Annotated in this window: 8 protein-coding genes; 3 read left to right on the forward strand and 5 right to left on the reverse strand. The window is 56.1% G+C overall.

Annotated elements, in window-relative coordinates; genetic code table 11:
- Positions 1-871 precede the first annotated feature (871 nt).
- From LW884_04080 to LW884_04100, 5 genes are all read right to left on the reverse strand, one after another.
- Entirely contained in the window at positions 872-2266 is a 1395-nt protein-coding gene (locus LW884_04080; protein ID MCE3007512.1) for a sugar transferase, read from the reverse strand.
- 11 nt (positions 2267-2277) lie between these two features.
- On the reverse strand, positions 2278-3147 hold the full coding sequence (locus tag LW884_04085) for a hypothetical protein (GenBank protein MCE3007513.1): 870 nt from the start codon (positions 3145-3147) through the stop codon (positions 2278-2280).
- Positions 3147-4121, reverse strand: coding sequence for a Gfo/Idh/MocA family oxidoreductase (locus LW884_04090; GenBank protein MCE3007514.1), 975 nt, complete (start codon positions 4119-4121; stop codon positions 3147-3149). The genes LW884_04085 and LW884_04090 overlap by 1 nt, the downstream gene beginning before the upstream one ends.
- Positions 4122-4164: 43 nt before the next feature.
- On the reverse strand, positions 4165-5154 hold the full coding sequence (locus tag LW884_04095; protein ID MCE3007515.1) for a hypothetical protein: 990 nt from the start codon (positions 5152-5154) through the stop codon (positions 4165-4167).
- 133 nt (positions 5155-5287) lie between these two features.
- Complete coding sequence (locus LW884_04100) at positions 5288-9175, reverse strand: T9SS type A sorting domain-containing protein (GenBank protein ID MCE3007516.1); 3888 nt, start codon at positions 9173-9175, stop codon at positions 5288-5290.
- A 274-nt stretch (positions 9176-9449) separates the two neighbouring features.
- Here LW884_04100 and LW884_04105 point away from each other — a divergent pair, with 274 nt between their 5' ends.
- The 3 genes from LW884_04105 to LW884_04115 are packed head-to-tail and all read left to right on the forward strand — an operon-like array spanning position 9450 to position 15593.
- Positions 9450-12668, forward strand: a complete 3219-nt coding sequence (locus LW884_04105) for a tetratricopeptide repeat protein (protein MCE3007517.1) — start codon at positions 9450-9452, stop codon at positions 12666-12668.
- A complete protein-coding gene (locus LW884_04110; GenBank protein MCE3007518.1) occupies positions 12646-14361 on the forward strand; it encodes a TonB-dependent receptor in 1716 nt (571 codons plus the stop codon). Before LW884_04105 ends, LW884_04110 begins: the two co-directional genes overlap by 23 nt.
- Positions 14301-15593, forward strand: coding sequence for a hypothetical protein (locus tag LW884_04115; protein MCE3007519.1), 1293 nt, complete (start codon positions 14301-14303; stop codon positions 15591-15593). Before LW884_04110 ends, LW884_04115 begins: the two co-directional genes overlap by 61 nt.
- The last annotated feature ends 1 nt before the right edge of the window (position 15594 follow it).

Raw genomic sequence — 15594 nt, forward strand, 5'->3', positions numbered from 1 at the left:
CTTCGGCCAGCTGTAGTACGCTCAGCCGCTTGTGCGCTACTTTCTCGGCGGGGTCTTTGGTGGTTATTCGTGTCTTCATGACTTAACTTTTTTCTAAATTTAATAAACTTAAATCGTTATGCATGAAGACTAGCTGTACATATAAAATATTAGTTCCAAACTATCGCCTGCAAAATTAGCCATTAAGACAAATGCCTTGTCTGCCTAGACGAAAAGCCAAATAGTTTAGACAGAGGCTTGATTTATCAATCTCCTAACAGCGTGTGGGCACTGCTGCTATTTGCATACGTACTGTAGCGGTATTTTGGGCTGAACGAATCAAACAGAGAACTGGACGCCAGGAAAAGGATTAGGTATCAGAAAAAATACTTGCTTATAGTTAGGCATTTATGCCTATTAAAGTCTCTGAAACCACGTACCGCACCCCCAGGATCGTTCATATATTTAGGTGGCGCTAGGCCGGTCGGGCTTGGCCGGCCCCTTGCTTCCAGTCCCACAACCTATCGCAGCTTGCTGGCTTCCAAGATCAGAATGCTCTCCTGCACCAATGCAAGCACTAGTTCATCCGCATGGCCGCAATGCTCATACCATACCAAATACCGAACCTGCTTTAGTTCCTCCCCGACCAGAATACCTGGCATAGGCACGAGCAAGTACCCACTGGCAAAGCCAAGCTGAACAAGTGGGGGGCCGCCTGGGTGGGCGGGGCAATTGAGGAAGAACAATCTACTCCCTCCCAGATAATAGTAGGGTAGCTGATAAGCAGTCCGCAACTCAAGCCGAGGGTCCGCGTGTCGCAGCAGTTCATCCAGCTGGTAGAGGCGCTCCTGCTGCCAACCCAGCTGCCTTGCGCCAAAGTCATCCAAGATGCTCACTTACCCTTACGCTTCAGCACAATCTCTATGGTATACAGCAGGATGCGAATATCCCAGCTTAGGGACATGTTCTCCAGATACAAGAGGTCGTACCGCATGCGTTCAATCATCTCATCCACGTTGCTGGCATATCCATAGCGTACTTGGCCCAGGCTGGTAATGCCCGGCTTTACTTTCAGTACATTCAAGTATTCGGGCGCCTGCTCGGTTATCTGGTTTATCCAGAACTGCCGCTCGGGCCTAGGCCCTACCAGACTCATATTCCCGATAAGCACGTTCCAAAATTGCGGTAACTCGTCCAGCCGGGTCTTGCGGAGAAACCGGCCAACAGGCGTAATACGGGGATCCTGGTCTTGGCTCAGTGCCGGACCTGCTTCTTCAGCATTCGTAATCATGCTGCGAAATTTATAGATGCGGAAAGGTTTTCCATTCTGCCCGATTCGCTCCTGGCTGTAAAACACAGGGCCACGGCTGCCAAACTTGACCACACAGGCCAGGATAAAATACACGGGGCTAAGCAGTACCAAGGCAAAGAGACTGGCAAAAATGTCCATCAATCGCTTTTGAAAAGCAGCGAACGGTTTCTGGAAAGAGGAGTCTATCTCCACCAGCGAATAAACCATATCGCTGCGAATATGAACCTTACCTAGTAGAGTATCATACATCTCTGGCACTGCCGCCACAAGCACCTGGGCATTCTGTAGTGCTTTCATTACCTGCAAGTACTGCCTATGGTCGGGCTCATCGAGCGCGAGTAGTACTGCCTCGGCCTTGTATTGCTCTATCATCTGAGGCAACCCCCTTAGCCTACCCAACAACGGCAAGCCGGGTAGCACCGCGTGGTCCACATCCAGCTGCACGCAGCCAAGAAGCCGATAGCTAGGCCCTTTGGCATATTGATCTATCTCAACAATGAGTTGCTGCATCCGTGGCCCCGTGCCCACAACCAGGGTAGGAAGTTGAATCCTTCCCCGCTGCAAGCGGCCGTGGATGCTGGTAGTAATGGCAAATCGGCTAGTACCAATCAGGACGGATTGCACCAAAAAATAATATAAGATTGCAAGCTGCAAGTCCGCGTAATTCTGAAATGGATCATCGAAAAGGAGAAAGAACGCTAGCACCACTACCCCCAGGATGTTGGACTCTAGCAGTAGGCCAAGCTCCTTGGTCCGGCTATCGCGATAGGTATCCCGGTACAGTCCAAAGGCCTTATATAGACCCAGCCAACCAAGGCCTACCGCTATGCACTTCAGGATCAGCGTGCCATTGAGTTCACTCGCATATCCGCTTGAAAACAGACTACTGCGCAGATACCACACCAGCAGCCAGCTGAATGCGCTCAGCACAAAGTCAGAAATCAGGTAGGGTATTCGAAGGCGAGTACGTCGCATTCAGGTAAATCTTATTGGAAGTGCAAAATTCGAATGTCATCCAGATACAGACTGCGATCGGATCCGTCTGATATGGCAAAAAGACGGGCCCGAAATCTGGCACCGGGAAATCCGATAGACAAATAGTTGGTCAAGTCAAAATAGGCGGCTCTCCACTGCCCGTCATCCGTATAGCCATCGGTCATGAGCAGTAGGGGCATCTCCCCGTCGGTGATGCCAAAACCCTCGGCTACCAACGCAAAAGCGAACCTGATATTGCCCCGAAATTTCACCTCGGCCCACACAGGGCTGGTGCCACGGGGTAGATCGAGGGTACCGGTACTTACTACGTCGAAATAGGTCCTATCAGCATCAAAGTGCACCACGCCACAGGCTGCTCCCCGAAAGGGACCGAGGGTGGTGCGCCTTAGGTTTGCAGTATCCAGGCGCGTGGGATTAAAGGGTTGCAATGCCTGGTCCTGTCTCTCAAAGTTTTCGTCATAGGCATATTCAATCAGGGTATCCGGGAAATAACGAAACACAGGCTGAAAGCTCACAGACTGGCCCAGAGATAGCTGCTGCCTCAGTGTATCAAACCGCATAAATGGATAGGCAGCATGAGACTGGCTGTCGAAGTTTCTCCACACACCGGCTTGGGCAAAAAGCTTGTTTCTTCCTGCCTCCTCTACGCGGACAAAGGGCAAGCGGGTGGGAGGCACAAAGGTGCCATAGTAGTCATTACCCTGAAAGAGCCACACATCTGGTACCACATTCTGGAATGTATCGCCATCCTCCACCAGCAGGGGTGCCTCCAGCCGGGCAAAGGCGGGGGCTGGCTCCTCGGGATTTATGGCGTCGCAGGCACACAACAGGGCTAGCCAGACGAATAGGCCATACCGCATTAGGCCGGGAAAGGGTTGATTTTTTCCAGAATCTGATGGGCTACATCCAGCGCACGGTAGCCATCGTGAAAGCTAACCGGAGGCTGCTGGCGCGTGTGGATGGCAACAGCAAAATGCTTTAACTCCTCCTGAATGGCATTGGCCTCGGGCACTGGGGGATGGCTTACCTGCAGATACCGAGTAGCCCCCTTTACCTCGAAGGCGAAGGGAATGCCAGACTGTGCCGGCTGGTCACCTATCTGGTATATCTCGGTTTTACGCTCCAGGAAGTCGAGACTCACATAGGCATGCTGCTGAAACATACGCATCTTTCGCATGTTTTTTACGCTAATCCGGCTGGCCGTCAGGTTTGCTACCGCTCCATTGTGAAACTCGATACGGGCGTTGGCAATATCCGGCGTATCGGTAATAACAGCTACACCACTGGCACTAATGCGCTTGACTGTGCTCTGTACCAGGTGTAGTACAATATCAATGTCATGTATCATCAGGTCCAGCACCACCGATACATCTGTGCCCCGGGGATTCCACTGTGCCAGGCGATGCCCCTCAATAAACATGGGGTTCATGGGCTGGTCCTTCATGGCCAGCATACAGGGGTTGAAGCGCTCCACATGCCCTACCTGAGCCACCACACCGGCCTCCTTGGCCAGGGCTACCAGCCTGCGTGCTTCCTCCACGGTATTGGCTATGGGCTTCTCGATGAAGATATCCTTGGACTGGCGGATGACGTAGTTGCCAATATCAAAGTGGCTGAGTGTGGGGGTTACCACATCCAGGGCATCCGCGGCCTGCACCAGCTCTTCCAGGCTACTCCAAGCCTTCAGCCCTAGCTCGGCGGCTACGGCTGCTGCCTGCTGTGCGCTCTGGTCGTAGAAGCCCAGTAGCTCATACTCGGGCAGGTCCTTGAGTATACGCAGGTGGATCTTTCCCAGGTGCCCGGCCCCTATAACTCCAATCTTGATCTTCGACATAATAAATGGCAAATAGAGGTAGTTCCTGTTGTCCGCGCGCCTGTTACTTAACGTGTATCACCTGCTTTTCCACTACATAGTAGTAGTCCTCTTCTCCATCGCGGCGCAGCATCCACAGCACGGTATTGTTCCCCCTCTGTAGTTCCAGTACATCGGGCAGGTTATAGGTAACGCACACTTCTGTCTCCTCGCGCTTGTATTGAAAGCTCTGCTTGGCTGTATAGGCCTTCTCGCCATCGGTGGTGGAGAAATAGCCACTGCCCATGGAGGGGGTATGGTATATCTTTCCGTCTGGGCCATATAGCAGCATGTACAGGGTTTTCAGTCCCACTTCGGCTACATCGTTTTTCACCAGGGTCAGGCAGCCCTTGAAGCCACGCATCCGGCGCTGCTTCAGCTGGGGCCCCAGCTCCTCCTTACCACGGCTATTGATGCTGTAGGTCTGTACCCCGCCTGCCTTCAGCATGCTGGCTACTTTTAGCTTCTCGCGCTGTACAATGTTCTGGCCCTCCAGGGTATAGGTCAGCGTCTGCAGGCTATCCATGCCTGCTGTCAGCTCTGTAATGCGGCCTTCCTTCTGCCGCAGCACATCCTCCAGCTCCTTTATCTTCTCGCGATACTTTTCGTTGTAATAAGCCAGCTGGCGATACTTGCCCTCATACTCCTCCTTCAGGCGCTTATCCAGCGTACCCTCATCTATCGCCTTTTGCAGGCGCACCTTTAGGTACACAATCTCCTCATTCAGCTTCTTCACCATCTCCCGCTTCTCCTCGTTGTCCAGCTGGGCCTGGCCTAGTGCGCGGTCCAGCTCTTCCACCTTCAGGTCCAGCTGCTCCAGTTCTGCCTTCAGGTCATCGTTCTGCTTTTCCAACTTGTTGTTATCAGCCTGTATGGTCTCCTTTTGGGTAAAGGTGTAGATAAGCAGGGCACCAAGGATAACCAGCAGGGTAGCCAGAACGTACGGGAAGCTGCGATTCTTTTTGGGCCTCTTCGGATCCCCGGACGGGGGGGCCAATGGTTGTGTTTCCTCCATAAAACAAAATTAAATGCATTCGAGATTCCCTGTGTAGTCGGGGCAGAAATCTTTCGACAAAGCTACCAAAAAAAAGATCGGCCACCCCTGTGTGGCCGATCTGTTCTTGGTGCTTTACAGCAGTAAACCAAGCTTACTGCTTAACAATCTTCTTCAGGGCTACTCCCTGGTCCGTCTGTATACGTACCAGGTAGATGCCGTCGGGGTAGCTTTGCAGGTTTACATCGTAGGTGTATTCGCCTACAGCATAGCTCTGCGTGCGTGCTACCGTGCGGCCCTGCAGGTCCATTACTTCCAGGCCAACCGTGGTAGGCTCATCAAAGTAAGTGTCTATGCTCAGGCTGCCACTGGTGGGGTTGGGATACACGCGTACCAGGCTGCTAAAGTCCTTCAGCTGGCTGGCGCGGCTTACGGGCAGGCAGGTGGTAGGCTGAGTACCATTGGCAGCGGTGGTAAATACCACGCGCAGGGTGTCGCAGCAGCCCTCTACACCCGGCTGGGTGCTGCTGGGCGGGGCCGAGCAGGTAACCAGCGAGATGGCGCGTGTACCGGTATTTTCCCAGTAGAAGTCCAGAATATCCGTGCCCTGCTGGCTTACAGAACCCAAAGTACCATCGGCAATTTGCAGCCGAGTGTTATTTGGCTCAGGTAGCCAGTACTTATGGGTGATGGGGGTAATGCCGGCGGTGGAGGTATTCGTAACCCGTACACGGCAGGCAGAAGACATGGACAGCGTCTGCGGGATGTTGCTCGTGAAGCTTACGCGGGTGCTATCCCACAGCGTTACGGTCTTTGTAGCCTGTGCCGGGGCATTATCCGGTATACAGTTTAGTGTCGCCTCGTCTTCGGGCCGTGCCTGTAGCACAAGCTCGGTGGTATGTGTTTGCAGGTAAGTACCCTCCTGAGTATTGGGAAACAGGGGACCGATGGCCGGGTTTTTATTCTCGCGCACAAAGTTGACCGCATTTCCGCCAAAACCCGCAGTGCCATACGCACTCGGCTTAGCCGTTACCTCCCATCTGTACACGGCGTCATCAAAATTGCCCGTTGCGGCGGTAGCGCCATTCAGGACGAAGGTAGAGCCGTTCCGATTGTAGAGGCAAGCCGTGGAGGGCTGGGCATTCAGATTGGCCTGCAGATCTGCGGATGTGATATTCCACACACGCAGCTGGAGCGTCTGCTCTGTAAAGCAACCCGTATTGTTGTTTGTTACCCGTGCGGTGTATTCGTCGCTCTGTGTTACCAATATCGGGCTGGGGGTGGTAGTGCTGGCAACAAAGGAGACCCGATTGCCTACCGGGCCGCGAAACCACTGTACGGCATATCCATCCGGGTTTCCGGCGGGCACAATACTCACGTTCATACCAGCTGCACCACACACCTGGTATTTGCCATTCACCGGGGCGATGGCAGCACCACCGCCTACGGCTGTTACGCTCAGGCTGGTGGTGGGCACGGGCTGAATCAGTATCTCTGTGTCGTCCGTCACCGAGTTGCAGCCAGCAACGGTAGAGGTTACTACCACACGGACGTTGTGGTTGTATGCAGTTGGGCTCACAGCGGGGCTGTACACCAGCGTACGCCCCTGATTGGCGGGACCATTGGTGGTACTGAATCCCACCAGGCCTGGATCTCCCAGTGGCAGATAAGGACCTGTTTTGCCTAACTGCACACTCCAGCTGAAGGTATAGGTATTGCCACCTACATTCTCGAGCCCCGTCTCTATGGTTACTCGCTCGCAGGCCTGTATCAGGTTTGAGGCAAAGACATTGTTATTGCCTCCGTTCACAACGACGCGCCTGCTGCAGAGGGTGTTGTTCTGCAGCTTTCCATCGTTGTCGCAAGACACTATGGCGCGCATCTCGTAGGCGCCGGTGGTAGCAAAGTTGGCAAGTCCATTAGCGGGCACAGCACCCTGCCAGTTCCGCAGCCCGGTCTGGTTTGCAGGTGTATTGTCAAAAACAACATCCAGTGTGGCGCCTACGGCCAGCGCACTAGCAAGCTTCAGGCGCCGGATGCGGTAGGTGGCCAGGTCATTGTTCACGATATAGGCTACTGAAATGGAATCCAGCGTGCTGGTACCACTGTTCCTCACCCGGATGGTAACGGGCTGAGTGCCCACACCGCAAATGTTTTCGCCGGGGGCAACAATGCTGACAATCTCCAGGTCGCGGGTAGTGGATTCAAATTCGGCGTCGGTGTAGTTGCGGTCGTCTATGTAGTAGAATTTTACCGGCTGGTCCGCATTGCCATCGGGGGCCATAAAGACGGTGGGCTGCTCATAGGTGCCGCTGGTACCCAGCACGGTGGGTGCACAGGTGGGGAAGTAGATTTCGTTCCGGAACGTGATTCCTGAGCCAGTTGTCTCGCTCTTTACATCGGTAGTGGATTCGTCCGATACGTCTCGTGCGCGGCCATACAGGTTAGGCTGCATGGCGGTTGCAGCCCGGTTGCGGGTTGTGTCATCCACCCAGCTGTAGAACACTTTGTCTCCAGCTTCCGTACGGCTTATCTGCGGGTAAGGGCCGAATGCGAGCTGATTATTGGAGTTCTTTACAACCCCAGACTGCTTAAACAGTGCACTCACAAACTGGGGAGTCCAGCTGCACCCACCATCATAGGTGGTGATATCCCACAGGCCTGGTGCTACCGAAGGATAGAAGCGAAAATCTCCGAACGCAGCATCTGTGGCGGCATTTGCCTTTACACCATTAATGGACGTACTGTCTGCAGCCAGGCGAATCTCGGTGAGCATGTGTGGATTTCCGGCTTCGTCTACCACGATGTCAAATGACAGGGGAAGTGGAATACGAGTGGAGGTTACCGTAGAATCCTGCCCCTTCGAACCCGTAACCGTGAAATTCCCGGCCAGGGAGTCGGTAATGGAGCTGTATTCGCTGAGGTGCACAATATAGGGCCCGGTCCAGTTGGTACCACCGTCTTCAGTTTTGTAGAGGATTGGCTTGGGCGCTACATCATTTGGGCGGCTATCGCTGCGCACCAGGGCCACCAGGGCCAGCCAGCCTACACGGCCATCGGGCGAGAAGGCCATGTTGGGACCCTCCAGAAAGCTGATACGTATGTTATTGTTACTTCTTAAGCGCACATACGGTGGCTTGAAAGAACGATAGTAGGCATACGCCACCGAATCGTTCGAGGTATTATACGTACCCCTGAACAGGAGCACGCTGTCCAGCGTAGTACCACTGTTGTTGCCCGAAGGGCGGAAGGCCAGATCCGCAAACCAAACGTGCTGGTCTACACCGCCCATGGTCTTGCTTACCGTCAGCCCACCAGGTAGTAGCACATTATTGCTGTTGTTGTTGTTACTTAGGAAGCCAAACTTTGCGGTAGAGCGTTTTGCGCCCGAACCAAATGGGGTAGCATTGGTGGAGCCATTGGTAAGAGTAGACTGAAGGCCAGTTGCGTTGCCCCACAGGTAGTTGCCCCAGTTAGTGCCATCCGTAGCCGGAGAGATCCACGCAAAGTGGCTACCATCTACCGTGCCCGTATTCTCGGGGTCGAAACGGACAACCTGCGGATAGCGCGCCCGGGCCGTATTGGGGTAGGGCACAGGGTTCAGCGGGCCGGCATTTTGTATCCAGCTGGTACCCCCGTTGGTAGAATAGGCGATGCGCGAGATCCCGTTGGAGGTAGTGCCAGGCGCAGGCTCCGGACTGATCTGGTCTACGTTCTGGCGGTGAATGAACGCCACTACAGCGGGGCTATTGCTGGCAACAACCTGGCTCTGGCGATTCTGTATAATGGTATAGGCATTGGAAGCGGAGCCGATTAACCGAAACGCACCAGCCTGGGTTTTATCCAGCCCTGTTGCCTTGTTTAGCACCGGTGCTACCGGCGGCCCCAGCTCTCTGCTCATCTCCGCACGCAGGTAGTCGGCTTGCCAGTTTCGAACTGGTTGTGGGCCCGCCTTCCCAATATTGCTGAGCGGGCGCGCATCTTGCGCCCTGGCCGTGGCCCCAAGCGAAAGAAGCAAGAGAAGTAGATACTTCCGTCTCATAATCATTTTTACTTTAGAATTTAAACCGTGAAATTGATGCAATTAAAGTGTGTGAACAAGCACACCCTAGCAAAGATCATAACAAGTATAGCGCATTCGGGTGAATTAAAATATTCACGGCTGCAACTTACCCAAAAATTCACATTTCGCCAGTACACGTGTGTAGCTATCCACACTAGCTGCAGAGTGGTGGATGCCCGCTGTAGATAGAATATATATACAATATACCTAGCAGGCAGACAACTACACAGCCGGGGGCCGTACCTTTGCACCTGTGCGCACAGCCACCAGCCTCTCGTACCTACGCATTGGGCTAGCCTGCTCCGTCATCGTTCTTGCCTCGCAGCTGCCTACCGCCCTGCGGGCACAGCAGTTGCCCGCATTTTATGAGGCCCAGGCCACCTATTTTGATGCGCTTTCGCTGTTTCAGAAGGAAAGCTATGCGGCGGCCTACGAGAAGTTTCGCACTTATCTGGGCGAAACAGGCCAAGATGACCAGGCACCCCAGCTGCAGCAGCCGGCAGCCAGCCTGTTGCTGTCCGACGCACGCTTCTACGAGGCACTATGCAGTTTCTATCTCCTGCGCAGCAATACGGAGCTGCTCTTCACCCGCTTTCTACAGGATTATCCCCTGCATGCCAAAAGCACGCTGGCCCACTTCTACAAGGCCAAGCTTCTCTTTATAAAGCGCTACTACAGCCAGGTTTACCCGGAGCTGGAGCAGATGAACTGGCAGCAGCTGGACGAAGCCCAGCAGGCCGAAGCCAGCTTCATGCAGGGCTTCAGCTACCTGGATGCAAGCAAGCTGGACCAGGCCGCACAGGCGCTATACCCCCTTACGCAGCAGCTGGGGCCCTGGCACGACCAGGCAAACTACTACCTGGCTATCGTATACTACCGGCAGCAGCAGTATGCCGAAGCCTTCCGGCTCTTGCAGGCCATCGAGCAGGCACCCAGCTACCAGGCCAAGGTACCCCTATACATAGCCGGCAGCCTGGTGGCCCTGGGCCAGTACCCGCTGGCCGAAGACTATGCCGATAAACTACAGGCACGCAGGCTAGAGTGGGAGCAGAAGCCCCTACTGTACCGGGAACTGGGCACCGCTATTTATGAAAATGGCCACCTACAGAAGGCTCTGCCCTACCTGAGCCACTATGCCGAGGCTGCACCGTCGCCGCAGGATCGTGCCAGCCTTTTCCGGCTGGGCCACTGCCACTATGCCGCCCAGCAGTACACTGCCGCCACCCGGGTGCTGGAGCCCCTGCTAGCCGGACAGGACAGCCTGGCCAGCGCAGCCAGCTACTACCTGGGTTTCTGCTACCTGCAGCTGGAGCGACGGGAGGAGGCTCGCCTGGCTTTTCAGACTGCCTACGCCGCCCGGCTGACGACGCCCTTTACCGCCGATGCCCTATTTGAATACGGCAAGCTATCGCTGGCCACCCAGTACTACACTGCGGCAGAGCAGGCCCTGCGCAGCTACCTGGCCAGCTATCCCACCGCCCCACACACCGAAGAGGCAAACCAGCTGCTGGGTGAGGTGCTATACTACGGAGGCTCCTTTGCCGAGGCGGTACCCTATTTTGAGAAAAGCCCGATCCAGAATATCCGAACCCGCAAAACCTACCAGCGCGTGTGCTACTACCACGGCCTCTCGCTGCTGGAAAAGGGGAGTGCCCGGGAGGCCACAGCATTCCTGGAAAAAGCCGTACAGGCCTCGGCAGATGCCGACTTCACCCAGCGTGCCCGCTTCTGGCTGGGCGAAGCACTGTTCTACCAGAAGCAGTATGAACCAGCACAGCGCAGCTACCAGCAGTTTGTGCACAGCACGGGTGCCAGTGGCATGGCCTATTATCCCCAGGCCCTGCTGGGCCTGGGCTGGTGCCAGCTGCGCCGCCAGGCCTATGCCGAGGCGGCCCGCACCTTCCAGGGTCTGCAGCAGGTACACCGCCTGGCCCAGCTGCAGCCACAGCTGTACCGAGAGGCCGTGGTGCGCCGCGCAGACGCCCTCTTCCTGCAGAAACAATACAAGGACGCCAACTTCCTGTATGCCCAGCTGGCAGATAGCACGGGCTACCTGGCCGACTATGCCCTGTACCAGTACGCCCTGTGCCAAAGCCGCATGGAGCAGCACAAACGGGCCATTGCAAAACTGGAGCTATTCCTGAAAAAGCACCCCAATAGCCCCCTGAACCCCGAGGCACTGTATGCGCTGAGCGAGGAGTACCTAAGCTGGGAGCACAACGCCAGCCAAGCCAGGGCTTATGCCAACCGCATACTCAGCTCCTACCCGGGTAGCGGCTTTGCAGCACGGGCCCATGTGCTCATTGCACAGGCAAACCTGAACCTGGGGCAGGAGCCGGAAGCGATTGATCACTACCGAACCGTACTAGCCCAGTATGGCAACGAGGAAGAACCCGTACGAACGGCATTTGCCGAACTGAAGCACCTGCTAGGCCCCAGCCAGATAGACAGCCTACTGACTGCCTACGAAAAACAATACCCCGGGGGGCAGACCTTCCTGGACGATGCCAGCTTTGCAGCAGCCCGAGACCTGCTACTCATCGACCAGCAGTATCAAGCTGGCGTGGCACGCCTCAGCCGCTTTATCCGCCAGTACCCAAACAGCCAGCACCTGAATGAAGCCCTGCTACTACGGGGCGAGGGCTACCAGCAGCTGGACTCTACCAGCCTGGCCCTGGCAGACTATGAAGCACTATTTGCCCAAAGCAGGGTGCCGCCCGAGCTGCTAACACGCGCCCAGCTGCAAGCTGCCTACCTGTACCTGGCCACAGACGCTGGCCGAAGTGCCGAACTGTACAGCCTGGCAGCCCGCCAGGCAGCCAATAAAATAGACAGTGCCCAGGCCCTAATCGGCTGGGCCGAAGCCCAGGTACGGCTAGGCCAGCCAAAGGAGGCCCGGGCCGTGCTAAATAACATCTATGGCATGCGCGTGCTACCCGCCTACACCCGGGCTAAAACAGGCCTGATACTGGCAAAACTGGAAGACCAGCTGGGAGACAGTGCCCAGGCCCTAAAGCTATATGAGGACGTAAGCCGGCTAGAAGCCGGAGCCCTGAGGGCCGAGGCCCTGTACTACACCCTGGAGCTACACTACCGCCAGGGAGCCTATACCAGGCTAAGAGACAGCCTGTATGCCCAGAAGGCCCTGCTGCGAAACCAGGACTACTGGCAGGCCAAGGCCTACCTGCTGCTAGCCAATGCCTTCTGGCAGCTGGAGCAGCACCAGCAGGCACTGGAGACCCTGCGCTCCATTGCCCTGCACGCCCAAGACCCCGGCCTGAAAACGCAGGCCAGCCAGCTGCTGGAGACGCGGACCAAGGCCCTGGAAGCCCTGCAGGCCGAAAATGCCGCACGCCTGCAAGAAAAAGCAGCGGCAGAAAAAGCCAAACTGCTGAAAGAAGAGCGTGCCGATCCGGTAGAAGAAGTTTCCCCCAAAGACCCCCGACTCGATGAGGCCAAGCCCAGAAAATAAGCCGCGTGCCCTGGGCCACCTGCTAGGCCTGGCTGCCCTGCTGTGGCTGCCCCTGTGCAGCCTGGCGCAGTATAACCCCCTGGCAGGGCGAGATACCCTGACCCTGGTGCGCGAGCGCATAGAAAGCCTGCCCCCCAGCGCAAAGCCCACCTTCAGCATACCCCAGCCCGATCTCAGCTTTGACGGGCAGGGCCTGCAGTTCCAGCCAGACTCTATTGCCTATGCGCCCCGGGCCGGGGCATTCCCGGTGGGGTACGAGGCTGTGCCCAAACCCGTGTGGGAGCGGCTGAAGAATAACTACCTGATGGTCGGCCTGGGAGCCTATATCACCCCAGTCTTTCGAGCCTATGTAACGAATGGACGCAGCACCAAAACCCACTGGGCACTACAGGCCGAACACTTTAGCAGCCCAAATGGACACACAGACTACGCAAACTTCAGCGAGCAGGACGTACAAGCCAGTGGGCGGATCCTGCGCGAGCGTTACAGCCTGTTTGGCCGGGCACACTTCGCCTACCAGCAGCGCAACCACTTTGCCGATACGCTGGTAGACCGCTGGAAGGCCAACGAAAACTCCGTAGACCAGGTGGCCCTGGAGCGCCAAATCCGGCAACGCTTTTTTGTGATCGAGCTGGAGGGCGGAATAGAGAACAACAAGCGGGATGCGCGCCTGGACTACCGGGCTCCCCTCCAGCTGAAAAACTATACCGACCGCCGGGGCGTACGCGAGTGGCACCTTGGCACCCAGCCCTACCTGAACTACCGCATATCCGACCAGTGGCAGCTGAAGCTGGAAAGCACCCTGCAGTATGCAGCACTGGAATTCAACAACCTGGATACAAACCGCTACCAGGCTGTGGTGCAGCTTAGCCCCATACTCAGCTACCGGCAGGGGCCCCTGCGCCTGGCGGCCGGCCTTGGGCTGGGATATGCCAGCCTGACCGACAGCAGCAGCACCCGCGTATACCCACAGCTGCAGGCATCCTATCAGCTTCTGCCCGCCATCAGTCCCTATCTCGTCATCGCGGGTGGCATGCGGGCCCTGGACCGGAGCCGGATGATGGCGGATATGCCCTACCTGCGCGAAGACCAGTGGGTGCGACCCTACAGCGAAGACATCAACGTCAAAGCCGGCATTCAGGGCCATGGCCTGGGCCTGCACTACGACCTGGCCGCCACCCTGCGCAGCCTAAAGGGGCTGCCGGTATACTTCGGCACTACACAGGCGGGCGTATACTTTGGCCAGGAGCTGGCACCCGGCTACTTCTTGTACCTGAGCGAAAAGAGCTTTACGGCGGCCGGGCTGGAAGCCCAGCTGGGCTATACGTACAAAAGCTGGGAAACCCAGCTGCGGATGCAGTACCAGTCCTACACACTAGACCGGCTTCCCTACTATTTCCAAATGCCTGAATGGCAGGCCCAGCTACGCACCAGCTATCTGTGGGCCAATAAGATACGCGGCACCCTGCTGCTAAACCACTATGGCAGCAGAACAATGGGGCTAAGCCCGGAGGGCAACCCGATAGAGGCCGATGCGTACCTAGACCTAAATGCCGCGTTTGACTATGCGATTTCGCAGCAATTTTCCGTATTTTGTCAGTTCAACAATCTGCTGGGCAGCGCTTATGAACGATGGATCGGCTATCGGGAACGGCCGCTGGACTTCAGACTAGGAGGAACGGTAAGTTTCTGAAAAACGAGCTAAGCCTGTGCGATGACCGAAACCCCAACGCCATGAATGCCGACCACACTGCCTATCTACAGCTTGCCTTTCGCGAGCTGGCGCACTTTTCGCTTCCCGGCATTGGTACCCTGAACAAAACCCTGGCAGGGGCGCGCATAGATGCGAACTCAAACATCATCTATCCACCTACCGAACGCTTCGAGTTCACCCCAGGCACAGAGAAGTACAAAGATTACTTTGCCCAGCTGCTGGTACGCCGTGCCAGGCTGGACGAAACAGCCGCCGAACAGGCCGTTCAGCGCATCGTGCAGGAGATCCGCCACTCGCTGGACGACACCCGCGCGTTTGATGTGCCTGGCATCGGCAGGTTTGTACAGGCTGGCAATCAGCTCAGCTTCGAATTGACCAGCGAAGACCCCACCCTCCAAACCTTTGGGCTTAGGCCTGTTTCTATCTCCGAGGTAGGCAAGGAGCAACTAGAGAAAGTGCAAGAAAAACGAGAAAAGGCCCAGAGCAGCAAAAAGAAGAACGAGAAAAAACAAAAGTCGAAGGCCGACACGAAAGCCCGGGAGCAAAAGACACCCGCTGCCAAACAGACAGCCACTGGAGCCGGACGCAGGGGCAACAGGCGGATACGGCTGCTACTGGCAACACTGGCCGTGCTACTGGTGGGCCTGGGTGCACTCGTCTACCTGAACCGACACGAACTGGAAAAAAGCCTGGAAAAACAACCCGTAGCTACAGCGGAAGCAGACAGCCCGGCGGAAGCGGTAGAGAACCCCGCAGAAACATCTAGCCCAACGACAGAGGAGCCAGCAGCCACAGTGGAGGCCAGCAAAGCGGCGGAAACAGCAACACAAGCCAACGTGCCGGAGGAGCCTAAGGCCCAGACAAACACCACGAAACCTAGCCGGAAATTGCAGCCAGCACATGGCCGACCCCAAAAGGCTCCTGTAATCAACGAAAAACCGAGTAATACCCCTATCCAGACAGGTAATCTGAATGCCACCGCCCCTGCCACCGCCTACCAGCTGGTACTCAAGCAGGTATACAACAGCGAAGCCAAAGCCCGAGAAGAGGCCACATTCTGGCAGGAGTATGGCGGTACGCTGATCCGCCAGGGGCAGGGGTATACCATCCTATTCTACACCAGCAAGAGCCTGGCTGCCGTACGGGCACGGCAGAAACAGATGGAAAGCAGCGGCGATCTGTACGTTGGGCAGAGCAAGATTATTCCCTAAT

Source organism: Bacteroidota bacterium (assembly GCA_021300195.1).
In the GTDB taxonomy this organism is placed as follows: Bacteria; Bacteroidota; Bacteroidia; order J057; family JAJTIE01; genus JAJTIE01.